The organism is Bradyrhizobium sp. BR14999 (genome assembly GCF_056106085.1).
Window position 1 is genome coordinate 2170085 of record NZ_CM148536.1, and the last position, 25135, is coordinate 2195219.

Sequence of the window (25135 nt, forward strand, 5' to 3'; positions counted from 1 at the left end):
AAGGGCTGCCTACGGCATAGGCGCCATGTAAAATATCAATTGACAATTGCAAGTAATATTGGCAGTATCGATGTCAGATCGTTTAAGGGATCTCTTCAACGGTCATGTAAAATCTCCAATGAGAACCTCCGGGATGCCCCCTGGGGGTTCCTTTTTTTGCTTTCTGGGGGCTTGCAACGGAGAGTGAGGCTAGGTGTGGCCAAATGGTAACATCAACACACCGAGTAGTAATTGTGAGAATTAATTAATTGCTACAATTGATGGAGCGAATTAGACCTTGGGCTGACGGAGAGGGGGCGCCTCGACGTCGTCCGTCAAGCACCCGCCTAGTTAGGTGAGGCTAGCAGCGGCGGATCTTTGAAGGACGGAAACGACGTTTCCAACTTGGAGGTTTATTCATGAAACTGACGAAGAGTCTTATGCTCGGTTCTGCGGCAATCTTTTCTAGCGCCGGGGTCCATGCTGCCGACCTTCCTGTGAAGGCCAAGGCCGTTGAATATGTGAAAATCTGCTCACTGTATGGCGCCGGTTTCTACTACATCCCGGGTACGGATACCTGTCTCAAACTCGGTGGCTATCTGCGCGCTTCAGCGCAGCTCGGCACGAATAGCGTCTGGGGCGCGGCTGCAAGTGGCCTCGGTGGTGCGCACAACCGCCTTAGCAACTACTACACGGCTCAATCGCGTTACGACCAAAGCGTCGATACGCGGACGGCGACCGAATACGGCGTTCTGCGTACGTACGCTGAGCTCGCCTTCACCTGGACGGCCGGTGGCTATGGCGGTGCCGGTACGACTGCCATCAATGGCGCGACGGCTTATACCGGGACCAACCCGGCAGGAAGCGGTAGCGGTACGATCTCTGGCGGCTCGCTCTCCGTCTACTACGCGTTCATGCAGTTCGCCGGTTTTACGCTCGGCCGAGCGCAGTCACAGTTCTCTTCGCCCTGGACTAACTATCCTGGAAATGGATTCGATGGTCTGCCTGGCGGCGGTGGGTGGGAGGCCGTTAATCAGTTCGCCTATACGGCTGACTTCGGCCAAGGCATCACAGCTAGCTTCTCGGCCGAAGATCAGGTCGCTCGTGGTACAACAAACATTTGGAACGTGAGCGGTGCGACTGCCGCAGGGCTCGCCACCGGTACTTACGGTGCTGGCAACATCGGCGGTTCGAGGTCTCCTGATCTCGTCGCGATGCTGCGTGTCGACCAGGCATGGGGCCTTTTCCAGGCGTCGGTCGTCGCGCATGACAACCATGCTGGCTACTATGGTGCGGACGAAACGACGGGTCATCCAGGCGACAAGTGGGGCTGGGCTGGCCAGCTTGCACTGTCCATCAAAAATGTCCCGACCGGGGCCGGTGACACGATCAATGTCCAAGGAGTGTATACGAACGGTGCTAGCGTGTATAACTTCCAGCAGTATATGCCGTTCACTTTCGCCATGTATGGCGCTAGCGGGTTGGCAGGAGCTTACCAAAGCGTCGGCCTGGCAGGTGTCTCTGACTCAGTCTTCGTTGCTGGTGCCGGCCAGCAATTAACGACGACTTACGGTATGAACGGCGCCTACACCCATAACTGGAACCCCTATTGGAACACTGCCATCTGGGGCGGCTTCGGTGCTGTTCGGTACAACAGCACGGCGAAGGGGTATATCTGCGGTGCGTTCGTCGGAACCCTTGCGCTGTCCACCGGCCTGGCTGGTTGCAACCCCGACTTCAACTATTCGGTGGTCGGTTTGATCACCCGCTGGTCGCCTGTGAAGAATCTGACCTTCTCGTCCGAAGTCGCATACGCGATCCTCGACCAAAAGTACGCGAGCGGAAGTACGGTGACCTTGCCGTTGCAGTCAGGCATTGCCAAGCCGGCCGGCGCGTACGAACTGAAGGACCAGGGCGCTCTGCAGGTGATGTTCCGTGCCCAGCGCAACTGGTAAATTTTTATCCAACTAGGAAAAGGAGACAAGAAGCGGCTCTATAAATCTAACTTGACCTCCAAGAAGGTCCCCGGCATGCCCGCCAGGGACCTTTTACTTTCTCAGATCCCCCCCATTGGCGGTAAGAGTTCTTGATCGGTGATAAATTCCAGCAAGCGAGCTGCCACACCAGGTCTCAAACGCGGTCGCTGCATCTGAGCAAACGTACTCGAATGTCAAGGCGATCTCTGGTGCCGAAAATGAGTTCGCGCTGTCTATTTCGGCAATTGCTCAGCAGGGACGGACGCTGAATACGACATTCAGTCAAGCGGCTGGGCGAACAAAAGACGCCGCGATCCGCGCCGCGGATTTAACGGTCGCATCGAGCAAGATAGGGGAGGTGAGGTAATCACGCTTATAAAGAAAATCGCCGAGCAGACCAATCTCTCGGCCTTGGATGCGACGATAGAGGCGCGCTCACCACGGTAGACAGGTTGGATTCCACGTGATGTGTACCGCCAGCCTTCCGCTGCGTCAAATTGCCAATGCCTATCGTTGTCGCGTCCAACTGCTGAACGGCGGTGCCGATCTCGGTAGCCACTCTGTTGACCACATTCAGCCGTGGCGATCTGTATCCCTTCGATGTGCCTAACAATATCAGCCGTTGCCATCTTGCGCAGACGAGCCCGGTAAAGAGTTACTGTTGTTCCCGCAGAGGTGTAGTGCCGCCAAACAACAAGGGGTCGTGTCAACCAGGCTGCCGTAAACGTGAAAGAGGCATCCTCGGATGTGGCTCTTCGGACAGCTGAACTGCGCACCGCAATTAGAGAGTTCCTCGAATAAGCCCGGTCTAACGAGAGAGGAGGCGAGACGAAACTCTGTTCTGGGTGACTCGAGCGCGTCGTCCGCCTGCATCAAACTCAGAAGGGTCGTCGTCGATGGATGCATCGCTGATCACCGACCCTAGCGGTGATCAGGAGGCAAAAGTGGGGCTGTCTGCCGCAGCGGGCGCGCCGAGGACGGTTTCTTGTGCGTTCGAAGGGGCGGCGGGTACTTGATCGTCCATCATTCATCGCCTGATTATGCTTAGACGGCCTCGTAGCATTTTTTGCCGTCCGCTCCGATCTTTGAGGAGTCCAGTAACTGCTTCTTTGCGGGGCCTTTCATGACGAAATCCATCATGAGCGGAGCAGCTATGCCGAATTCGGGCGTCGATAGGTGCCTCGTTGCATTAATCGATATCAGTCGAACCGTACTATCTCAATTAAGCGAGAGATGTTCACGACGATTGCTCGTGGCAAGAGACACTCCGTTATCGCTCGAGAGGCCGAACTCCATGCCGGGACTACCGACAGGGAAGAACCCCTCGCAGCCTTAAAAAATTGGAGAGGACACCAATGACAAAGAAAGCGCATTTTCGAGGGTGTTTTACTGCGCTGGTTACGCCTTTTGATGAAGACAATCTGGATGAGGAGGCGTTCCGCAATCTTGTTCAATGGCAGATTTCGGAGGGCGTGCATGGGTTGGTCCCTGTCGGGACTACCGGTGAGAGTCCGACGCTCTCGCACGCCGAGCATAAGCAGCTGGTCGAGTGGTGCGTTCATGAAGCCAAGGGAAGGGTGCCCGTAATCGCCGGTGCTGGTTCAAACTCCACGTCAGAAGCAATCGACTTATCGAAACACGCGGAGAAAGTGGGCGCCGAGGCGGTATTGATCGTAACGCCGTACTACAACAACCCAACTCAGGAAGGCCTCTTCCAGCACTTCAAGATAATTAACGATACCATCGGAATTCCTATAATCATCTACAATATTCCAGGTCGTTCTGTCATCGATATGTCGCTGGAGACGATGAAACGGCTTTATGATTTGAAGAACATCGCCGGGGTAAAGGATGCGACCAACGATTTGGGGCGCGTTTCGCAGCAGCGCGTGGCAATGGGGCCCGATTTTATTCAATTATCGGGAGAGAACGTTTCCGCTCTCGGCTTTATGGCTCATGGCGGCCACGGATGGATCTCCGTAACCTCCAATGTCGCGCCGCGCATTTGTGCGGGCCTGCAAAATGCGTGTCTGGCCGGAGACTACGCGACCGCGCTCGAATTGCAAGACAAGCTGACACCCTTGCATGTGGGCCTATTCGCTGAGACGAGTCCTGCGCCAGCCAAGTTCGCGTTGTCGTTAGTTGGTAAATGTTCGCCAATGTTGAGACTGCCAATGGTACCGGTTAGCGTAACGACACAAATGCAGATTCGCGAAGCCATGCGACACGCTGGCTTGATCAATTCAGCCATTCAGTGAGCCGAAAGAAGGTAGACGAGGCAGTATGGGGCGCTGAATTAGCGGCGCCATCGGCAACCGGTCAGTGTGATAGTCTGGAAGTCCAAGAGTTACCGTGGAGTGAGGATGGCTTGGAAAGCGCGAGCTCCGGCGGCCAAACGCTGCCGACGTCGCGCTCATCGGGTCACAAGCGCTGCCCAAGCATGTTGAGCATTTTGATCTTATTGACGAAGTCTGGGTGACGCATCCACAGATGCGCTGTACCCGTAGCTCCGTTCTTCGTCAGGTATTTATCGGCATCAGCAGCGCCCGCTTGGTCCAGCCGGAGCAGCAGACCAAGATAAAGCTGGTCTACCAATACCTGACGGGCACAAAGTTTCGGCAGCGGGTGGAAGCTGTCGTCGAAAGTTCAACGATATGCGCGAGAACCTCGACAAGAAGCGCAAGATCATGGGCTGCCAAATGGGCAAAACGCGAAACACAGATTCTCTCAGGGATTGAAGCAACCGTCAGCGTGGCGGGGGGTCTGCAGGCAATCGCAGGTAAAGCCATGCCGGAAATCCAAGTCTCGACATGCCCATGCCGGATAGCCTGATCGAGCTCGAGCGGAAGGCCGATTGATCGTAACCGGCATGAGCTCCCACGTCTGCGGTGATCAGCGGGCGCGTGGGTAGCGGATCGGCATCCAATATTGGCGCATGGCCTCGACGACCGCTGGAATATCGGCGTGGGCGTTACGCAGAAAGTCGGCGGTCTCGCGGCCGCTTCGGGGTGGTCCAAGCATCGGCCGCCCCTGATCGTCGCGACAGTGCAACAGAATGGGCAGTAGCAGGCCGTGATTGACATTGCTGGTGTCCAGCAACGGTGCCCACGCCGACAGCCTGAGCCGCATCGCGGCATGGAAGCCCTGGCACCAGGGACGCGGATCGACGTCGCCATTGATTTTGCGCCGGTGCATCGGGGCGAACTGGGCAGGCGCGGTCGAAAGGATCTGGCTGATCTCGTTATGGCGCAGCGCGACGGCGGAGATCGCAGCAAACTCCGGGGTGCCGCCGTGGTTGAAAGCGTCGGCATCGATGGCGAGCAGCGGGCAGATCCAGTCGAGCGGGCTCATCGACACCGGTCCGGCCACGATCGCGGCGACGTAACCGTCGAGCATGGGGAGATTGGTGGCGGCGGGATGCCGATCGACGCGAGCCTGGAGCCATCGCTCGAGGTCCGTAAGCGGCATCGCGACGGCGGCCATCGACGACGATGCTTTATGGCGACGTGGGCTCACGCGGCTGCCTGCGCAGTGCGCTGGCGGGCAGCCTTCCAGTTCCAGGCAAGCAGCTCGTGGAGCTGATGGCTCTTGGTGCGCCCGCAGACGATGCGCTCCAGCACGTCGGTCAGATAGCCCTGCGGATCGAGCTCATGGAGCTTTGCGGTGTTCACGATTGACGCCAGGATCGCCCAGCTCTCGGCACCGCCTTCGCTGCCGCTGAACAACGAGTTGCGCCTCCCCATGGCAATCGGGCGTATGGAACGCTCGACCGTATTGCTGTCGACCTCGACGCGGCCGTCGCGGAGAAACAACGTCAACCCGTCCCAGTGGTTGAGCGCGTAGTTGATGGCCTCCATCAGCTTCGACTGGGAGAAGAGCTGGTCGACCATGGCGGTCAGCCGTGCCCTGAGCGCCGCCATCAACGGAGCGGCCCCGGTGCGGCGGGCGGCCAGCCGCTGCTCGGCACCGCTGCCGCGGATCTCCGCCTCGAGCGCATAGACCGCTTGCAGCCGTTCGATCACCTCGCGCGCGAACGGCGACTGCGTCGTCTTGTAGACCTCCACGAATTTGCGCCGGGCATGGGCGAGACAAAAGGCGAGCTGGATCGCGCCGCCATGACCGCGGGCGAGCGCCTTGTAGGCGGCATAACCGTCCACCTGCAGAATGCCGGAAAAGCCCGTCAATTGTCCGGCGATCTCCTCCGTGCCGCGGCCGTCGGCGAACACGTAGGCGACCGCCGGCGGCGCGGGGCCACCCCATGGCCGGTCATCCATCGCATGCGCCCAGAACTGGCAGATGCGGGTGCGATGTCGTCCGGGATCGAGCACCGGCATCGGCGTCTCGTCGCAGAACACGCGCGGCGCGGCCTGGATCGTGCGCAGCTGGAGCTCATAGAGGCTCCTGAGCCACCAGGCCGCACGCTTCACCCAGCCGGCGAGCGTCGCCCGGTCGAGATGGACACCCTGGCCGGCCAGAATTTGCACCTGTCGGTACAGCGGCAGATACCAGGCGAACTTCGAGACCACCACGTGGCTCACGAGTGCGGTCGAGGCCATGCCGCTCTCGATCAGGCGCGGCAGCACCTTCGCTTGGACCACACCATCGGTGCAGCTGCGGCAGCCATATTTGGGACGGATCGTGCGCAGCACCCGCAGGATCGCCGGGATGATGTCCAGCACCTCGCTGACATCCTCGCCGATCTTGTGGAGCTGACCCTGGCAGCACGGGCACGCGGTTGCCTCCGGCTCCAGCACCTGCTCGCAGCGCGGCAGGTGCTTTGGGAGTGCGCCGATGTTGCGGCGCGCCTTCTTGCGCACCTTGCCGGGCGGCTTCGCCGCAGGCGCATCGTCGTTGGCCTGCACAGGCAACGTGGCGTCGGTCTCGAGATCGCCCAGCTCAAGCGCGAGTTGCTTGTCCACGAGCACCGCAAGTCGCTCCGAGCGCTTCCCGAAGATCATCTCCTTGAGCGTCTGCATTGCTACGCGCAGCTTCTCGTTCTCAGCGTCAAGCGCGAGCACCATCTCGGTCAGAGCCGCCGGATCGGTCGGGAGAGCGTCGGGACGAATCGCCATGATCAGACGATACATCCGCGCGACCCGTGCTCCAGCGAAATCCTCACCCCTCAGCCGACAACGGTCGGCTGCTTCACAGACTTAGGCGACACACGCGTCCACTCAAGCCCGTCGAGCAGCATCGCAAGCTGCGTCGCACTGAGATGCACAACGCCGTCGCGGATCGGCGGCCAGGTGAAACGTCCTTGGTGCAACCACTTCGTTACCAACACCATGCCGCTGCCGTCCCACGCCAGAAGCTTCACTCTGTCCATGCGCTTGCTGCGGAACACGAAGACGTCGCCGCAGTACGGGTTCGCGCGCAGGGCTTCGCTCACCAGCGCCGACAGCGTGTGCACCGACTTGCGAAAGTCGACCGGCTGGGCCGCCAGCACCACCTTGAGGTCAGACCGTAGCGCGATCACCGGATCCCTCGAAGCGCGGCCAGCACCGTCGCAAGCGTCGCCAGCTCCACGCCCGGCTCGACCCGGATGCGCGCCCCGTTCATCTCGATCTCGACCACTCCACAGACCTTGCCCGGCGGCGCGGCAATCTCAAAGGGCTTCATCTGTACCGGCGAAATACACTCGGACTCGCCAGCTCTCCCGCCATCGCTCTCGGCACCAATTTGGATCGGCACGAAGTTCTGGGCTTTGCCGGCTACCGCCGCCGCTACCTGGCGTCGCCACACCGTGAGCAGTCCGCGGGAAACGCCATTGCGCCGCGCCACCTCGGAGATGTTCGCACCCTCCTCAAAGCTCTCCGCAGCGATCCGGGCCTTCTCCTCGCTCGTCCACCGTCGCCGCCGGCGCTCCCCAGTGATCACCTCGACGCGACGATAAGAGTCGCCTTCCTGCCTGGCATCAAGCATGGCATTTACCATCGCTTCACCTCCACCTATCACCTCATGCCAGGCTGTATCCCAAGCGAACCGCGCGATGACGAGGTGGAGGCCTCATGCCGGTTACGATTGATCGATTGATCGTTTTTCGATGCCCTCGGAGTTGGCGCTGCATCCGGCCGCTGTGATCCGCTCTCCGAGTGCGTTCGGAATGCTGCTCAGCAATTGTCGTATTCTCATTCACCGAGATTATCTATCATCAGCATTTCTGACCTTGCCCCCAAGTTTTTATCCAATCCTGAGTTCGCGCCGGCTGTTGGGGGTGCCCGGATGGGCGGTGTTAGCGACGGGAGCTGGGTAAGCGCCTAGCCGGGACCCTATTGAGGCTGGCTTGACGTTTTGCGGAATCTCCACGGCATGAGGTCTTCGATCCTGCTATGGGGATGGCCGTCGATGATCGCCTCGAGTGTTTCAGCGATGTAGGCAGCCGGGTTGACGTCGTTGAGCTTGCAGGTGGCGACGAGCGACGCGAGCAAGGCCCAGTTTTCTGCCCCGATTTCATGACCGGCGAAGAGCGCATTTTTCCTGGTCAGGCAAACTGGCCGGATGGCGTTCTCGACCGGGTTGGTGTCGAGCTCGAGGCGCCCGTCTTCGAGGAAGCGGGTCAGCCCCTGCCAGTGATTCAGCGCATAGCGGATGTCTTCGGCAAGTGTCGAGCCGCTGGAGATCATCGACAGCTGCTTCTCGAACCACGTTTTCAAAGTGGCGACGAGAGCCAACGAATGCTCCTTTCGCGCGGCGAGCCGGATGTCCGGCGATGAGCCGCGCACCATGGCCTCGATGGCGTAAAGCTGTGCGATGTGCCGAACGGCGGCCTCGGCGATCGGCGATTTGCTGTTGCGGGCCAATTTGACGAAGCGCCGGCGCAAATGGCTCCAGCAATGCACGAGCGTCCACGGCCCTTGCAGTCGAGCGACTTCGGTCAGCCGGTCATAACCGTCATAGGCATCGCATTGCAGGAAGCGTCCGCCAAAGCCATCCAGGAACTGCTCCGCAAAGGGCACCGCTGCGACCGGGGGCATATCGGAACAGCACGATCGGCGGACTTGGGCCGCTGTGGCCGCGGTCGTCGGAGGCGATCGCCCAGAAGTAGCCTTTCTTCGTTTGGCCGCGCGAGTACCGGCGCCGTGGTTTCGTCCATGAACAGACGATCCGCCATGGCCAGGTGGCGGCGCATGTGGTCCGCGATGGGTTGAAGATGGAAGCAGGCGCGACCGGACCAGTTGCCCAGCGTTGCCCGATCAAGCCGGATGCCCTGGCGCGCATAGATCTCGGACTGGCGGTAAAACGGCGTATGGTCACCAAACTTGGAGACGATCACGTGCGCAATGGCCGCTTCGGTCGGCAGCCCGCTGGGTACGACGTGCTCCGGCGCGTGCGCCTGCACGACAGGGCCGGAGCAGCGGGCAGATGTATTTCGGGCGGCGCGTGACCAGCACCCGCCATTGCGCCGGGATCACGTCGAGGCGCTTGCTGACGTCCTCGCCGATCATCGTCATGGCGCCGCAACCGCACGGGCAGAGCGTGCTCGCAGGCTCGATGATCCGCTCCACCCGCGGCAAATGGGCAGGCAAGCAGCCGCGATTGCGATGAGAGCTTTGATCCGCCGCGTTTCGCGATCGGCCCTGGATGACCTTCTCGGCTCTCTCCTGCGCGGCCTCCAGGATGCCCTGCGCGATCTCCACGTCTTCGAGCGGCAAATGATACTGATCTGGTCGCAGCTTCTCGGATTTCGCGCCGAACTTGTCGCGTCGCAATTCGCCGAGAATGACCTCCAGCCGGCGTCGGGCTTCCTCCGACGCCGCCAGCGCCCCCTGATGCTCGCTCAAGGCCACCTGCGTTTGCGCCAAAAGCGCCTTCAGGCGTTCATTTTCGTCGCGCAGCGCCGCGATGCTCATGCTCCATTTCGAGCACATCGCCGCCGCGCGTGCCACGTTCAAAATAGCTTCCGAGTCATTCTGCCGCAGTTATCCAGCGACCTGCGGGCGCCGTGCTTCTTCCGGACGGACCAACCTCCAATCCAGCCCCTCGAACAAGGCCGCGAACATCGCCGGCGACATCCGCATCACGCCGTCCGCGATCGTTGGCCAAACGAACTTGCAACCTTCGAGGCGCTTGTGCACCAACACCAGGCCCGTTCGGTCCCAGACCAAAATCTTGATCCGGTCAGCTCGTTTCGATCGGAACACGAAGGCCGCGCCGCTGAACGGGTCGAGACGAAGCATCTCCTGCACCTTCGCCGCAAGCCCATCGTGGCCACAGCGGAAGTCGATCGGCCGCGTTGCAACGTAAATCTTCAGATCCGCACCAGCCGCGATCATCGTGACGCTCGCACCGCGCGGATCACTCGGGACAGCTGCTCGGCATCAATGGCCATATCCGTCCGCAGCACGACATCGCCGATCGCGATCTCAAGCTTGATCGCCGGCAACTGACGCTCCTCCAACGCACCTTCCACGACCAGCGGCGCGAATGTCGGCTGCGACGCCTCGCACGGCGGCAACATGCCTCGCTGTCGAAATCGCCGTCGCCAATCGTAGATCTGCCAGCGCGTCGCTCCGTGCTGGCGCGCCACCTCGGCCACCTGGGCACCGGGTAACAGACTCTCAGCGACGATCCGAGCTCTCTCAGCTTCCGAACGTACGCGGCGCCCCGATGGTCCTTCAAGAACCTCCAGCCGGCTCACCGAGCCCGCCGATGAGCCGTCCAAATGGACGTCCTTTTTGCTGTCTAATCCCATCTAAACCTCCGTCCAGCCGGAGGCTTCTTCGCACAGCTATCCCGACCCCGAAGCAAGGGCTCCGGCTAAGCGCTTACGGAGCTGGCGCGGAGCGCTTGGCATAGCGCAGCGCCAGACCCCCGGCGCGGGTGATAGGTCATGGCGAACTCGGACGGGGTTTTCCATCCGAGCTGCAAGCGTGGGCGTGTGTCGTTGTAATCGGCCCGCCAGCATCCGAGAGCAATGCGGGCTCTAGGAAAGACCTCTGCTAGATACCGCATGTCTACGAAGTGGGCAGACGTTGGGGAAATCGTCTGCGCGATAGCAGCCATAGTAGCCATCGCACCGAGGCGGTCCAAGCTCAGGATGGTCGCGAGTAGTGCGCCGAACTGAGGATTTCCCAGAATTTTTGGCGAACACACCCGCTGCTAGAGAGTAGTGGCGCCGACCGAATATCGATCGCAGCGCTAGAGGCCGGCTTGCAAGGTGCGCGTGCTAACATCAGCTACATTCTGGTCGGTAAGACCGGGTTTTAGTTCGACGTGATCCTCACCTCGTACAGTGTTTCAGCCAAAGCTCGCTCAAACAGCTCTAAGCCTTCATCCATTGTGCCATGGTCGATCGTGAGCGCCGGCAGAAACTTTACGACTTGGTCGAGGGGCCCACATCGTTCGAGCATTACCCCCTTTTCGAAAGCCTTGCGCGTCACAGTCGCAGCTAATTCGGCCGTTTGACAATCAAAGCCTAGAGCCATGCCACGGCCTCGGACAACAAAACGATTTCCATACTTCGCTGCAACGACTTCGAGCCGTTCTCGCATGAGTCGCGCTATTTGCTGGATCTGCTGGGAGAACGTTGAGTCGCGCCAATAAGCATTGACAGCGGCGGTAGCAGACACAAGGGCGAGATTATTTCCTCGGAAGGTCCCAGTGTGCTCACCTGGTTGCCAAGCGTCAAACTCCTCTTTGATCAGCAACATTGAAAGTGGGAGACCGTACGCACTTAGCGACTTGGACATCGCAACAATGTCGGGCGACAGGTTCGCAAACTCAAAGCTGAAAAAGTCCCCCGTCCGACCGCATCCCATCTGGATATCGTCGACCACCAACAACGCGCCAACGTCATTTGCAATCGCCTGAATTGACCTCAACCATTCCTCGCTAGCTACATTTATCCCGCCTTCACCTTGCACGGTTTCCACGAGAATGGCCGCTGGATGATCAAGGCCACTACTCTCGTCTACCAATAGCTTTCGTAGGTAGTTGGCGGTATCGACAGTTGGACCAAAATAGCCATCAAAAGGCATGAAGGTCGCGCCGCATAGGGAAATGCCACTACCTGCGCGATAAAATCGATTGCCGCTTGCGGCGATCGCTCCTAAGCTCATTCCATGATAGCCGTTTGTAAACGAAATGATATTTTGACGCCCAGTAACTTTGCGTGCGAGCTTTAAGGCTGCCTCGATGGCATTCGAACCCGTTGGCCCCGTGAATTGGAAGCGATATTTCAGACCCCGGTCGCGAAGTATGATAGATGTGAAAGTATGCATAAACTCAACCCTTGCGGGAGTCGCCATATCAAGGCCATGGACAACGGCATCCGATGCTAGATACTCCGTGATAGCCTCCCTAATTGCATGGTTGTTGTGGCCATAGTTCAGCGCTCCAGCGCCAGAGAAAAAATCAATGACCTTTCGGCCGTCTTCAGTTAGCATAATAGAGCCGCGCGCGCGGCTGAAAATGGCGGGAAACGAACGTGAGTACGAGCGAACGTTGGACTCGAGGTTTTCCGGAGCTTCCATTTTGCGCGACTGGTTGATTACTTCATCCATGGTTGTCTCCTCGAGCGCTGGTTCGACCGAACGAGCGCATTACTTTCACAGATCGACCTGTAACAAGCTCTTCAGGAGCGGTGTCTTGCCCGTGAGGGAGGCTCCCGGATCTGCTCAGTTAGCTGAGAAGCAAGCACCGGCGAACCTACTAAGATTGGTAGTACGCCCGCGTTTGCTCAGTATGGCTAGCACGCTCTGGGTTAGCTTGCTGTGCCCGGATTCTGCGCGCGGACCCGAACAGAACGCGCACTGAGCGCGATGCGCTACGTCGAGGTCAAATGAAGGAGACGCCGACAACCGTTGCACCTCACTCCGTGAGCGTCGGGACTGATGTGGGCGCCCACAACCGAACCCGTGGGAACGCGAACAGCAGCCGGAGGCATCGTCCCGTTATTAAGCGATCTGGTTGCCCTTAATTGCGCTTGCGAATGAGGCGCTTGGAAGAAGCGCGTTAAATGGCGGCGTTTCAGGCGAGGGCAGCGCGTCATCTCCCATCGTCGTTCGAGATGGCGTACCCCTTCTTGCCAACTGGGGCACGCCGAGATGCCAGTGAATATCGCGGAGGAAAGCGCGGTGGATCACGTCTTCTTGGCTGATCTTCTCTGTGAAAGGCGCCGCACGGAGCAGACCTTGTGCAGGAGCCTGCGGCTGACTGGGAGATTGCAGACGATGGACCTCGGGGAAAGCCACTCTGAAGTTGCAGCTAGCATCCAACTCTCCGAAGGTCTGTCCTGCGGCGCGAGAGGCTGCAGCAAAAAAAGCAGATCACGCCTTCGTCGAGCTGCACAGACGGCCATCGCTTGAGCCCGGCCCGGTCACCGGATTTTGATAGACTGCCCCCCGCCTCCCCCGGCCGCGGAACAGTTTGAGAGGATCGTATGAAGGCAAGGCTCACGGATATCACCGCTCACGAACACCCCCATTGAGGGCATTCGAATTTATGGAAGAAGTTCAAGAGTTACTCAAGCGCCGGACCTTAATGTGATTGAAATCGGAGCCCGCAGTCTGTGCCGAGGGGCTCTTGATGGCGGTTTCCTCTCTCTGTGAAGAGACCTTTGGTCCCAAGGTGGGCTGACGCGCGGACATCGCTTGCAATCTATCCTGCCGGAGCGCTGCGTCTTCTTTGATCTATTTACGCAAGTAGGCCGCCGGACAATTCTATGCAAACACTGGAGCGTATCTCTCAGAATAGCATGGCTGTACGCGCGTTGCGCGGTCGCTTCCACACCTTGGCGTTATGTGCGCGAATTGTCTCCCCACTAGAGACTGTAGTAGCTTGTCCCACTATTTTAATGATACTCAATCACCGCCTCCGCACGGCGCGCTCATTATGAATTAGAATAACCGACTCTCATCATCGTCACGGGTCAGAGCTAGGACCGAGGGTGGGCACGGAATCCGGAGGACGGTCGCGCTTCCTTCCGTGGACGATGGGAAAAGTGTTTCCGGAGAAAAACCAGAATACATGAGATTCTGTGTTCGGACTCGTGCAGCTTCTCCGGTCCAATCTGCTCGAAAATGGCAGCGGAGGGGTATGATGTGGAACACGCTAGGAATGAGGAGGAGCCCTCCGATGTGACAACCTGGAAAGCACGGTCGTCCCGGCGAAACTTGGTCTCGCTCGAGGGGGGATATACCAGAAATCGCTGAGCATTATGCAGTTCACAGTGCTAGTCACCCCGATCTATCCGAAGATGCCTCGCCACTTCCCTTGGCTAGCTTTGAGATCAGCAATCGCTCTAGTCCCCATCGCGTCCACGGTAGTCAACGACGAATGCATATTGCGTCACTCCGGTTCATGCCCGATTAGCCGGTTTCCGCCGGAACCAGGCAATCGAAGCCGATAAGTGGCCTCTTGGGTGCTCCTTGTGGAACGTTGTGCAACTTCTATGGCTAAGAAATGCGCCGAAATACCCGCCTCTAGTATGATGGGTCGATTGTCTTTCTTGGTAGGAACTGCCGAGGTAATTGGATTGCGCGCTCGCAGACTGGCACTTTCGGCGGCTTGTTCTTGACGCGCGAGCATGCGCTCAATTATGCGCTCACAAAGAATGGCCACCGTCCGGAGTCGATTGTCGAACTTTCATCTGCAATCGAACTACGGATTTTCGGAGGACCATGGTGGCAATGAGTCAACTGTCGCCGAGACGTAACGGCAGTCGGCCAGGGCGCCGTCGCTATCCTCCAGGATCTCGAAGAGATCATGGTGGGTGCCTGCATGGAGCGTGGCTAAGCCCCACCCGCCGATCAGCAGATCGACGCAGCCGAGCGTGCGCCGCAGGCGCGGGTGGCGTTGCCGCGGGCAAGCGCCAAATTTTCCAACAGACGCGACGCCGGTGAAGGACATGGCGATCGCCGCGGCAGGTCTCGTAGCAGAGCGTCGGGTCATCCAGCTCTTGGCAACACCGGACGAAACCGCCGCGTCGCCGTGATTACCGCTGATGAAGCCAATCTATCCTCACGTCACCTTCGAGCGGCAGCTATCGTTGTCACAAGGAGTCACGTTTTGGGAATGCAGGTGTGTCCGGAATTCGCAGCAACTGCATGGGACGACAGACGACGTTGGACTTCACTCGCGTCACGAACGATCTGGTTTCGGTCGCGTAGTGGCTGGTTCACCAGGCTCCTGATGCGGGAGCTCTGCTCCTGGAATGCTCGTTGCTGCCACCTTATGCGGCAGCGATCCAGGCGGATATCTCTCTGGTGGTGTTCGACCTCGCGCTCGTTCATGCGCGTGTGCTGGACACCTTTTCGGCCGCTACTCTGATGATCAACACGATCATATCCCCTCTATCCCGTTAGCGCGCTCGTAGCACCGCTCGGGATTTGGTACGTCGCGGTGAGCTTCCGGGCCCTCCTGGACGAGCCGTTCGGAGCTCTCGACGCATTAGCGCGGGAAAGATGAACTCGAACTCCAGCGGATATGAGTTGAGACTGGAAAGACCTCCCTTTTGACACGCCCGGCAGCGCGGAGCCCGTAATGCTCATCAAAATCGGGAGAAGCTCGTGAGGCGCCTAATGAAGAGCCGCGTCGCGATCGGCAATGACAGCCCCTTCGCCCCGGCGTATCCCTCCCCGGACCCCGACAGTGCCACAGCGCAAAAAGGACCTTCCTAAGGCGAAAGAGTTGATGCAGGCGGCGGGATTAGAAAAGGGCTTCTAGATGACGCTTAAAGATCTTCCAATATCTCCAAGCGTTCGTCTCGCCAGTCATAAGCACGAACTACTTCCTTGCCCGGCGTTGCGCTTCATCAGTGACACTTTTCATGCTGATCACCCTCGGGTTCGTTGCCGGGCAGGTCCTGCCCGGCAACGTGGAGTTTCGGCCAGTTGGTTGAGCAGTCATGCAAGTCGCCTGAGTGCGCCAACGAAGGTGTTGGTTTTCCGATGACATGCCGAAGCGCCGCGACACAGCGCTGGCCGCGAGACGAACGGCTGTAGAACCGGACCATCTTGTTTTAAGAAGCGCATGCCACGCCGATGAATACCAGCCATTGGATATCGTCCTCAGGTTGAGAGGCATTCGCGCGCCCCCCGCGTTGGGCGGGAACGGTCAGACCCATCTTGCTCGCTCGCGCGCGAGGTTTTTGGATGTAATTTTACGGCGATCGACCCAGACCAGACAATACGAAATGCTCACCGTGTGCTTTGAAAGATGACCGGCGATCTCGGCCAGTGTCACGTCGGGCGTAGCCTGGACCAGCGAAAGGATTCTGCAGCGTGCCTCTCGATCCGAGTTGAACGCCGGTCTGCGCCTTGTGCTCCGGCCTCACAGGAGCTAGTGCTTCGCCGCTTGTGACGAGCGCTGTCGAGGGCGGCAACGCCGAACCGGACGGCTGACTTGACAGCTCACAAGCTCCCCTTCCACGGCCGAACACTGCGAAGACGAAGGTCGGGGAGAGGTCTGCATGCCGGCTGGCCTTTCACCGGGATATCTTCCGGCGTTAGCCAAGGGGGCTGGGCTGGGATGGTACCAAACAGCGGAAATCGCGCAGTTTTCATGCGCGATTTGGTCAATTTCGGTGCATGCCTGCGCCCCTAGTACTTAGGCTTACTAAGGCGCATATGACGTGGCGCTACAGGCCGAGGTGGCCCATGAAGGGAGCAATCAATCAAATGAACATCGAAAAGGCGCCGCTAGTTTTCCCGCGAGCAGAGTACGCACGCAGACTTGATTCGGTTAAGGCCGAGATGAGACGGCGGGATGTAGAGACTCTGTTCGTCTGCAGCTCGGCTAATATTACATACCTTACTGGATACACGGCGCGTTCCTCGTACGTCCCGCAAGGTCTTGTCATTAGCATGAATGAGGATCAACCGACGTTCATTATGCGTTCGCAGGACGCTGTCGCGGGTTATCATCAGACGTTCCTCGACAAGGATAGGGTGATTGGCTACTCCGAAAGCCTGATTGGGCACAGCGATAAGGACGGTTACGACGCCGTAATCGACTTCATTATTGAGCATAGGCTCGACAAGAACGGGATTGGTCTTGAAACCCTCACGCTGTCTACGCAGGGCAGGACCTATGCTGCTATGCCCACTGTCGCGAAGTTCCAGTCGCGCCTTCCAAACGCTCGCCTTGTCGATTGTTCTAAAGCGGTGGATTGGCTTCGTCTGGTGAAATCTGATCGCGAAATTGTCCTGATGCGGGAAGCTGCGGCGATTTCCGATGCTGCGATAGCTTGCGCTGCGGAAGTCATCAAGCCAGGAGTTCGGGAAGCGGACGCTGTTGCCGAGATTGTCCGGACGCTTATTCGAGGTGCGAACGGAAAGCCTGGCACTTTTCTGGCACCGGTATACTTTGTTTCATCTCCGCGGACTGGTACATCGCACATTCCGTGGAGTGACGATGTCCTCCATGCGGGATCGCAGGTGAATCTCGAATGCGGCGGAATGCGTCACGCGTACGCAGCGGCAATTATGCGTACGTTTTCAATCGGTAAGCCTTCGGATCGGTTGCTGCAAATGCATGAGGCTGAAATCGCCGGACATGCGGCTGCGCTCAGGGCTGCTCGGCCTGGTGCGACTTGCAGCGATGTCGCCTCAGCCTTTCGGAATGAAATGAAGCGTCACGACTTAGATAAGGATTCTCGCTGTGGGTATCCTATTGGAATCGAGTGGCTTGAGCCTACGGCAAGTCTGAAGGTCGGTGACGCGACTGAGCTGAAGGAAAACATGACCTTTCATCTCATGCTCGGCAATTGGGTGGACAATGACTTTGGATATGTGCTTAGCGATACTATTCGTGTAACCGAGCGCGGTGCCGAGACTCTAACCAGCGCGCCAAGAATTATTTACGAAGTCTAGAGCGCCCACATCCGTTGTTTGGGCGAACCAAAAAGAACGTTCAACCTTGAAGGGGAGTCGCCAGACGACTTCTCAAAGAAAATCTGGCAGCCGCTCGCAGATCCGGAGTTTATAGCGAAAGTACTGAATTTCGCTGGAACGCGTATCGCGCCCGAGGCTGATCGCAATGATGAGAGGATGTGTATCCGCTCGAAGTCGTTCGCGAGTATGCGAGACCATGCTGACCGCCACGGACCCTTTACCCGATACGATTCGAATCGTTTGTCTATCCTCAAGCCGTCGTAGTGGCACTGACGCTCGAGCAGCCGTTGTGCACCAGTTATGCGCCGATCGAGGAGCCTGGTGCACTGTTCACAACGCACCTCAACGGAGAGAACATCATCGCGTATCCAACCGAATGCATGACCGAGAGGCCGACGCAGCGCCCGATGGACTTTCTTGGGAAGGCGCTACGCGAGCGCGGGTTTGCCAAAGCCTGCATAGGTACGGAAGAGGACGGATTTCGCTTTGCGCACGGCAGTCTTGCTGCGCTTCGCAGGGCCCTTCCCGAGGCGATGTTCGTCGACGCGAGTCGGCTTGGCGGCTGGGTTCATTTGATGAAATCAGATGCCGAGATCCAAGTGATGCGTGAGGGTAGACGGTTGGCCGTGGGCGGCATTGACGCCATCAAGGCGATCAAGCCTGGCGTTCGCCCCCGCAGCGGAGATCATTTACAGTGTAATCAGGGGCAACTCCGACTTGGGTGGTGGGCCGCCGCAGATACCCAATATAGGAAGCGGAAGCAGGAATGCCTCGCCGCACTTGTCCTGGACAGAGGCGTTTACCAGCCAGCCACCGCCCTCACAATTGAGTTGGGAGGCAACCGCATGAGTATCACACTGGCCTATCGCGCACGGTATATCTCAGGCACCTGTTCGGACGAGTAGAAGCAGCACGCTGAGGTAGTAGTCGGCGGATTCGACACAATGCTTGAGCGGACGGGCCGGACGCACCGCCCTCTCGAAGTGCAAGTTCGGCTTGGCGTCAAGGAAGGGAGGTCTGTGATGTTGCTGACGACGGTTGCGGCGGCTCAAGTCGGAGCGCGGCTTAACAACGTTGCCCACAATGTGGGCCGCGTATGCAGCATGATCCGCAAAGCCGCGGCGGAACACGTGCAGTTCGTCGTCTTCCCCGAAACAATTCTTAACGGATATATGTTCGATACCGCCGATGCGGTACGCCGGACCGCCCTCAGATTAGGCGGTCCGGAGCTTGGAAAGGTGATCGACGCGTGTCGGGAAGCAAACTTGGTGGCCGTGGTCGGTCTGATCGAGGACGCCGGCTCTTTCGTTTACAACACCGCAGTGCTCATCGGGCCGGGAGGCCTGATCGGCACGCATCGCAAGCAGCACATCCCCTATCTCGGGGCTGATCGGTATATTGCGCCGGGCCCGGCCGGCCCCCCCGCGGTGTTCGACACACCGATCGGCCGGGTGGGCGTTGCGATCTGTTACGACATAAGGTTTCCTGAATCGGCTCGGTGCCTCGCCCTCGCCGGCGCGGACATCATCGCTCAACCTTCAGTGTGGCCGGACACGGTTGACATCATCGCCAATCACATGGCGCGAGTGCGAGCCGCTGAGAATCATGTGTATCTCGTTGCGGTGACCCGCGGCGACATCGAAGCGGGCGTCCAGTTCCGAGGAAACAGCCAGATCATCGATCCGCGCGGCCGTGTGCTTGGTCTGGCTCAGAAGGGTGATGCGCTGGTCACCGCCGAGATTGATCTCGCGTTGCCCGCGAAGAAGAGGATTGTCATCAAACCGGGCGAGTACGAGGTGTCGCTGTTCGACGACCGGCGCCCGGACACCTACACCAGCATCACAAAGCCGCTGGGACATCCATAGAGCCTTCGTCAGTACTTCAGGCGCAGCACCATCTGCTCTCGTGCATTCGGCGCACCAGGTTGGCACCGCAGCGCACGGCCTTCGAATCGCTCCGGCCGATTGCGAGACGAACAGGAAAGTGCACGCGTTGGCGACGGACGCGCGCATTCGTTCGCTGCGATCGGTTCTTGAGCCACTTCGATGTTGCGCTCCACGACTCTCGATGGCCTGGCTCAAGGTCAGAACTGGGGAAATCGGCAGCACACCTGTCATCGCCTGAAACGGGCAGCGATCCGTCCCGCTTCATGGGCCCGTACTTCTTGGACTCTCCCGCGCGTGCCAAGTGCAGCGCCGGATCCTGACGACCTCCATTCATTCGGCCAAGGCATTTACTCACAACTGTCGAAGGCCCTCGCTGGTAATCATGATCTTATCAAGCTCGACATGGTGGACGCCTCATCATGCGCAACTACGGCCGCTTCAATGGCCGGCAGGTCGTGGCAACGGCAGTGGTGGAAGACGTCGCGAGCGCCGGCGATCCTAAGAAGTTCAAACTGCTGGTTAAAGACGTTAGTCGGCGGCTCCTACCGGAGCCAGTGGTGCGTGACAATGAGCAGGGCTCGTACCAGGCGCAAGGCATTCACGGCCAGTGCATCTACGTCGATCCGGCTGTAGAGATGTTGATCGCCCGCAATGCCTCGCATCCGACTGCTCGCAATACCGCTGAAGATCCGATGATCCTACCGACCTACATGGCTTTGGCGAAGCAGCTGATGGACGAAGGATAAGCTGGGGTAAAGCTTCCGACACCCTGAGGTGGCCGGATGAGTGATCCGATGAGGCGCGACCCAAATCGGATCGATAACACTCAGCAGCATTATTCTGCCTGTTCTGCAGGTTGGCGCCGCACGAAGCGCGTAGTCGACGGCAAGGGCGCGACGTTCGGCCGTTCAAAGAATAGCCACGGGCACGGATATTGGTTATTGGTGTAAAGAATGTTCGCGCGCTGTCGCCGTGCTGGACCCTATTGTCTCCAGCTAGCAAATTCCGTGGACGTAGCTTTTCGATGATCTCGAATTGGCCTGGAAAGCCGTTGGCTAGCTCAATCTTTCCGAGCCTCAGATTGGTTCGCGCCGCTCGCGTAGCTTTCCTTGTGTCCATGTGTCGCCACTACCCCGGCTCAGCGGCTGGGCGTATTGCTTCGCTCATTCTCCCAGCAGTATTCGGTGACGATTATCCTGCACTGCTACGCGCCCGCCGCCGTCGCGAGCGATGGAGCAGACAGGATCAATATGAGCGCCGTCGCTGGCGCTCAGAGGGCTTCCACGGCGAAGGCAAGACTGGCACGGACTGGCGCGCGCCATACGCCGTGATCCGCCAAACATGAAGATCCAGGCCAACCTGACAGCCGCCGTCATCAACCTCAAGCGGCTGGCAGCCGCTCTCCTTCCGCTTATTCTGTCTTGGATTGTCCCTCATAGTGCGTTTGCGGCTTCAGATCGCGCCGGAGCGCGGGTTTTGACGCGAGGGCCATGACGGGGCCGGTCGCTGCATCGCGCGAAATCTATTGGTCACTTCTTCAACGACCCCACACGGCAGCGCTGCTAGGTGGCGTTGAGAACCTTTCCGACCGTGGCCTTGATCCCGTCATTGGCGTCGGAGACGACGAGCTTGACGGCGCGCAGGCCCCGCCGCGCCAGCTTGCGCAGGAACGCGGTCCAGAACGTCTCGGCCTCGGACGGGCCGATGTCCATACCAAGCACCTCGCGCCGGCCATTCCTGTTGACGCCGACCGCGATGATCACCGCGACCGAGACGACGCGCCCGTTCTGGCGCACCTTCACATCCACAGCTAGGGCCAGTCATCCTCGATCGGGCGATTGAGGAAGCCCTTCACCTTGTCGTCGATCTCGCCGCACAGCCGCGACACCTGGCTCTTGGATATGCCCGTCATGCCTATCGCCTGCACCAGATCATCGACCGAGCGGGTGGAGACGCCCTGGACGTAGGCCTCCGGCACCACGGTGGTGAGCCCCTTCTCGGCATCCGCAGCGGCTCGAGGAAGCCCGGGAAGTAGGAGTCCTTGCGCAGCTTGGGGTACGCAGCTGGACCGTGCCGGCGCGGGTCTCCCAGCTCTGATCGCGGTTAGGCGTTGCGCTGGGCTTGGCGCTCCTGGCTCTTCTCGCCGTAAGCCGCGCGGTCAGGCCCTCGACCTCCAGTTCCATCAGCTTGGTGAGCGGCAAACCCGATCATCTCACTCAACAGATCGGCATCAGGGCCTTCTCCACGAGCGCGCGCAGGTTCATCATGTCATCGGTCATCGGTGGTTCCTCAAATCAGGTTGGTGTCGCAACCCAAACCTTACCGACGAATCATCAGTGACCACCCGCAAAGCCGCTCGCCACGGCGCCATGTGGGGCGCGCATCGCGAGCGACTTTGCTAATCATTGGGACACGACTGAAAAGGTCGTCGGGTCGGCCTGCGCTCGTACTTTCGATGCTTGCTCGGCGTTCGCTCACGCTACGGCCTGCACACTCGCGCTTCACCAATTCGTGACGCGCTAATCGAAGTCGTCAGCCACTTCTGACTTAAATCGCGGATGCAGAAAATCGTAGGATTGTCCAAGCCGACGCTAAAGTTCCGCGCAGATCACACCAAAATTGGGGAAAATCGGCGCCATGAGTTCGATAGCTTCCCGTCTTATCCTGGCCGAAGAAGAGAGGAAGTCTCCGTGAATGAAAAGCAAGCTCTGCTGGCCGCAATTGATCGAGATCGCGATGAGATCATCGAATTCCTCCGCGGCTTCATTTGCGCCAAGAGTCCGAACCCCCCGGGTGACACGCAACAAGCGGCCGCTTATGTAGGCAAGTTCCTGGAAGATGAAGGGCTTGAGTACCGCACTATCGCGCCCAAGCAGGAAGTCCCTAATTTGATTGCGAGCTTCGAAGCTCCACAGCCTGGACGTCACCTTGTGCTCAACGGCCATATGGACGTGTTTCCAGTCGATCCGGTCGGCTGGACCAAAGATCCCTGGAGCGGTGAGTTGGCGGACGGCAAGATTTACGGGCGTGGCGCTTGCGACATGAAGGCCGGAACCTCCGCCTTGATCTTCGCCTATCGATATCTGCATCGCATCCGCCACAAACTGAAGGGCCGGCTCACGCTGACCTGCGTCTCCGAAGAAGAGACGCTCGGCCCTTGGGGGGCGCGCTACCTAATCGACAATTGCCCCGAGGTTCTGGGCGACTGCCTGCTCAACGCCGAGCCGAGCGGCACCAACACCATCCGCTTTGGCGAGAAGGGACTGTTATGGATTGCCTTCAATATCGCAACCCGGGGTGCGCACGCTTGCTACCCGCATCTGTCCGACAGCGCCACCAAAATCGCCGCGAGGTTGATTGCCGATTTGGAGGCTGTGACCGGCATACCCGCTCAGCTACCGCACAACATAGCGCAAGCAATCAAGAACGCGGCCCCCGCTATCGACAAGGCGATGGGCAAGGGCACTACTGAATTTGTGCCGAAGGTAACTCTCAACATTGGCGCGATCACGGGGGGGCTGAAGGTCAACATGATCCCGAGCCACTGCCGGCTCGAAGTCGACATTCGCCTGCCGCTCGGCGTCGAGAAGGAGACAGTTCTCGAAGAGGTACGCAAGATTGCCGGGCGCTATTCGCAAGTGACGTTTGAAGTGTTCAACTTCACGCCTTCCAACTATTGCGATCCGTATGGCGAGATGGTCGAGATACTCCAGCGCAACGTCGAACAATTGTCAGGCATCACACCGACGCCGATCGCCAGCCTCGGTAGCACGGACGCGAGGCTCTGGCGCTATCGAAATATTCCCGCTTACGTCTATGGGCCATCGCCAAGGACGATGGCGTCCCATGACGAGCACGTAACGGTTGAAGAGTATCTGCACGTGCTCCGAACGCACGTGATGTCGGCTTACGATTATCTGTCGAAATAAAGAATGCAATCGCCGGCCGGGCCTCTTGCCGAAGCGCAGTAAAAGAGAAGGTTCTCATGTTGGAGGAGATGTCATTGCACCTGCGTCCCAGATCTTGGAGCCTGAGCGCCTTATCGCTCGGAGCTCTGTTGTTGTTGAAGCAGAGCTGATGAGGCGTTAAGCGAGGGCTCTGTTGCCGGAGCATTGCTCGACGTTTTCGCGCAGGAGCCGCTACCTGCGCAAAGTCCGCTGTGGACAATGACAAATGTCGTCATCATTCCTCATGTCTCCGGAAATATAAGTGACTATTTCGGGCGTGTCATCGACATCCTCAGCGATAATCTTGAGCGATACCTCGCTGGTCGACCACAGCGGAATGTCGTTGATCTAAATCGAGGGTACTGATCGAGACTTTATCGGTGTCCCTCTCTACTTACCAAAGCAACACAAACCGAAAATCACAACGAGGGAATCGACTATGAGAAGGCGTACTTTTATTCAGCTCGGAGCCACCGCCGCTGCCAGTACGCTGGCGTCACCATTCGTCCACGCACAATCGAAAACATTTGCAGGCATCACGCTGCGCATCAACGGCTATGGTGGGGTCTACGACGAAGCGCTCAAGAAGAACGTTTCGGATCCGCTGGAGGAAAAGTATGGGCTGCGGGTGCAGCTTTTTACTGGCACACCACAGTCGGATCTGGCCAAGCTGATCGCCAACAAAGATAATCCGCCATTCGATCTGTTTATCGGCGATAGCGCACTTGTGCTGGAGCTGATGAACGCAGGCGCGATTGAGCAAATCAACATATCCGAGGTTCCCAGCCTAAAACGGGTGCAGCCCACCTTTCGCGAATTTGGTGACTATGGAGTCCCATTTAGCGTCGCGACTGTGCTTCCTGTATACAATTCGAAGTACATCAAGGAGCCGCTTACCTCCTATTCGGATATTGCGCGGCCCGATCTCAAGGGGCGTGCGATGATGCTGTCCCCGACAGGATTCGCCACTCACTTGGCACTCATCGCAATCGCCGAGGAAAATGGCGGCTCGATTTCGAACATGGAGCCGGCCTTCCAAGTACTGGCCAAGGCCAAGCCGAATATCATCGCGCTCGCGCAAACCACGGTCGCTGGAGCGCAACTCTTTGAGAATGAGGAAGTTTACGCCGGTATTTTTACAGATGGCCGGTCTTACGAGCTGCGTTCCAAGGGTTTTCCTATTGTTACTGTCCTTCCTCAAAACGGGATCTGCGCGCTCCTCACTTTCATGAATGTCGTGAAAGGCATGAAGTATCCGGAGGCTGCATACGCTTACATTGAGCAGCTGCTCAGCGACCAAGGCATGCTGGCACTACCCAAAGCGCTGCGGGTCGGTGTCACAACAGATGTCAAATTGCCGGACGACCTGGCCAAAGACATCGTGTTCAACTCTCCCGAGCGCAACGCAATGAAAAAGGTAATCGACTGGCCGGCGTTGGTCGCTAATCGTCCCTCTTGGATCGAGCGGTTCAACAAGATAATCCGGACCTAGCCTTGGATTGGTGCCGCTTCGA

18 protein-coding genes and 4 pseudogenes are annotated in these 25135 nt (G+C 58.7%); 11 read left to right on the top strand and 11 right to left on the bottom strand.

Annotation, left to right across the window (positions count from 1 at the left end; translation table 11 throughout):
• Positions 1–398: 398 nt before the first annotated feature.
• The 3 genes from ACR9YP_RS10075 (at position 399) to ACR9YP_RS10085 (ending at position 4787) form a co-directional block, all read left to right on the top strand.
• The gene (locus tag ACR9YP_RS10075; RefSeq protein ID WP_474219583.1) at positions 399–1934 is read left to right on the top strand and encodes a porin; all 1536 of its coding nucleotides are present in this window, start codon (positions 399–401) and stop codon (positions 1932–1934) included.
• A 1376-nt stretch (positions 1935–3310) separates the two neighbouring features.
• Positions 3311–4213 carry a 4-hydroxy-tetrahydrodipicolinate synthase gene (gene dapA, locus ACR9YP_RS10080; protein ID WP_474219585.1) on the top strand — a complete coding sequence of 301 codons (903 nt, stop codon included), beginning with the start codon at positions 3311–3313 and terminating at the stop codon, positions 4211–4213.
• A gap of 172 nt (positions 4214–4385) precedes the next feature.
• Complete coding sequence (locus ACR9YP_RS10085; protein WP_474221017.1) at positions 4386–4787, top strand: DUF2130 domain-containing protein; 402 nt, start codon at positions 4386–4388, stop codon at positions 4785–4787.
• Positions 4788–4847: 60 nt separating this feature from the next.
• On the opposite strand, the gene ACR9YP_RS10090 is transcribed toward ACR9YP_RS10085, so the two are convergent.
• The 10 genes and pseudogenes from ACR9YP_RS10090 to ACR9YP_RS10135 all read right to left on the bottom strand — a co-directional run bounded on the left by ACR9YP_RS10090 (position 4848) and on the right by ACR9YP_RS10135 (position 14804).
• Complete coding sequence (locus ACR9YP_RS10090; protein ID WP_474217121.1) at positions 4848–5438, bottom strand: UPF0149 family protein; 591 nt, start codon at positions 5436–5438, stop codon at positions 4848–4850.
• A gap of 29 nt (positions 5439–5467) precedes the next feature.
• Entirely contained in the window at positions 5468–7027 is a 1560-nt protein-coding gene (gene tnpC, locus ACR9YP_RS10095; protein ID WP_474221018.1) for an IS66 family transposase, read from the bottom strand.
• A gap of 50 nt (positions 7028–7077) precedes the next feature.
• A complete protein-coding gene (tnpB, locus tag ACR9YP_RS10100) occupies positions 7078–7431 on the bottom strand; it encodes an IS66 family insertion sequence element accessory protein TnpB (RefSeq protein ID WP_474217122.1) in 354 nt (117 codons plus the stop codon).
• Entirely contained in the window at positions 7428–7877 is a 450-nt protein-coding gene (gene tnpA, locus ACR9YP_RS10105) for an IS66-like element accessory protein TnpA (RefSeq protein ID WP_474217123.1), read from the bottom strand. The genes tnpB (ACR9YP_RS10100) and tnpA (ACR9YP_RS10105) overlap by 4 nt, the downstream gene beginning before the upstream one ends.
• Before the next feature lie 347 nt (positions 7878–8224).
• A pseudogene (tnpC, locus tag ACR9YP_RS10110) lies at positions 8225–9805 on the bottom strand (IS66 family transposase).
• A 69-nt stretch (positions 9806–9874) separates the two neighbouring features.
• Positions 9875–10228: an IS66 family insertion sequence element accessory protein TnpB gene (tnpB, locus tag ACR9YP_RS10115; protein WP_080134255.1), complete on the bottom strand. Its 354-nt coding sequence runs from the start codon at positions 10226–10228 to the stop codon at positions 9875–9877.
• Positions 10225–10647 carry an IS66-like element accessory protein TnpA gene (gene tnpA / locus ACR9YP_RS10120; protein WP_474219587.1) on the bottom strand — a complete coding sequence of 141 codons (423 nt, stop codon included), beginning with the start codon at positions 10645–10647 and terminating at the stop codon, positions 10225–10227. Before tnpA (ACR9YP_RS10120) ends, tnpB (ACR9YP_RS10115) begins: the two co-directional genes overlap by 4 nt.
• 73 nt (positions 10648–10720) lie before the next feature.
• Positions 10721–10880, bottom strand: a pseudogene (locus ACR9YP_RS10125) (integrase core domain-containing protein); the annotation flags it as partial.
• Positions 10881–11158: 278 nt separating this feature from the next.
• Positions 11159–12427 carry a diaminobutyrate--2-oxoglutarate transaminase gene (gene ectB / locus ACR9YP_RS10130; RefSeq protein ID WP_474221019.1) on the bottom strand — a complete coding sequence of 423 codons (1269 nt, stop codon included), beginning with the start codon at positions 12425–12427 and terminating at the stop codon, positions 11159–11161.
• A 2128-nt stretch (positions 12428–14555) separates the two neighbouring features.
• Complete coding sequence (locus ACR9YP_RS10135; protein WP_474219588.1) at positions 14556–14804, bottom strand: hypothetical protein; 249 nt, start codon at positions 14802–14804, stop codon at positions 14556–14558.
• Positions 14805–16573: 1769 nt separating this feature from the next.
• On the opposite strand from ACR9YP_RS10135, the gene ACR9YP_RS10140 reads away from it, so the two are divergent.
• From ACR9YP_RS10140 to ACR9YP_RS10160, 5 genes and pseudogenes are all read left to right on the top strand, one after another.
• Positions 16574–17767: a M24 family metallopeptidase gene (locus ACR9YP_RS10140; protein ID WP_474221020.1), complete on the top strand. Its 1194-nt coding sequence runs from the start codon at positions 16574–16576 to the stop codon at positions 17765–17767.
• Between the two features lie 284 nt (positions 17768–18051).
• Positions 18052–18693 (top strand): hypothetical protein, encoded by a 642-nt coding sequence (locus ACR9YP_RS10145; protein ID WP_474219590.1) that lies wholly within the window; start codon positions 18052–18054, stop codon positions 18691–18693.
• A 117-nt stretch (positions 18694–18810) separates the two neighbouring features.
• Positions 18811–19653: a carbon-nitrogen hydrolase family protein gene (locus tag ACR9YP_RS10150; RefSeq protein ID WP_474219592.1), complete on the top strand. Its 843-nt coding sequence runs from the start codon at positions 18811–18813 to the stop codon at positions 19651–19653.
• Positions 19654–20093: 440 nt separating this feature from the next.
• Positions 20094–20420, top strand: coding sequence for a hypothetical protein (locus ACR9YP_RS10155; RefSeq protein ID WP_474219593.1), 327 nt, complete (start codon positions 20094–20096; stop codon positions 20418–20420).
• Positions 20421–20827: 407 nt separating this feature from the next.
• Positions 20828–21102: pseudogene (locus ACR9YP_RS10160) on the top strand (transposase); the annotation flags it as partial.
• A gap of 137 nt (positions 21103–21239) precedes the next feature.
• Here ACR9YP_RS10160 and ACR9YP_RS10165 read toward each other — a convergent pair.
• Positions 21240–21953, bottom strand: a pseudogene (locus ACR9YP_RS10165) (IS256 family transposase); the annotation flags it as partial.
• A 411-nt stretch (positions 21954–22364) separates the two neighbouring features.
• On the opposite strand from ACR9YP_RS10165, the gene ACR9YP_RS10170 reads away from it, so the two are divergent.
• The 3 genes from ACR9YP_RS10170 to ACR9YP_RS10180 all read left to right on the top strand — a co-directional run bounded on the left by ACR9YP_RS10170 (position 22365) and on the right by ACR9YP_RS10180 (position 25113).
• Positions 22365–23603, top strand: coding sequence for a M20/M25/M40 family metallo-hydrolase (locus tag ACR9YP_RS10170; protein ID WP_474219595.1), 1239 nt, complete (start codon positions 22365–22367; stop codon positions 23601–23603).
• A 183-nt stretch (positions 23604–23786) separates the two neighbouring features.
• On the top strand, positions 23787–23987 hold the full coding sequence (locus ACR9YP_RS10175; protein WP_474219596.1) for an NAD(P)-dependent oxidoreductase: 201 nt from the start codon (positions 23787–23789) through the stop codon (positions 23985–23987).
• A gap of 73 nt (positions 23988–24060) precedes the next feature.
• Positions 24061–25113 carry an extracellular solute-binding protein gene (locus ACR9YP_RS10180; RefSeq protein ID WP_474219597.1) on the top strand — a complete coding sequence of 351 codons (1053 nt, stop codon included), beginning with the start codon at positions 24061–24063 and terminating at the stop codon, positions 25111–25113.
• Positions 25114–25135: the final 22 nt, after the last annotated feature.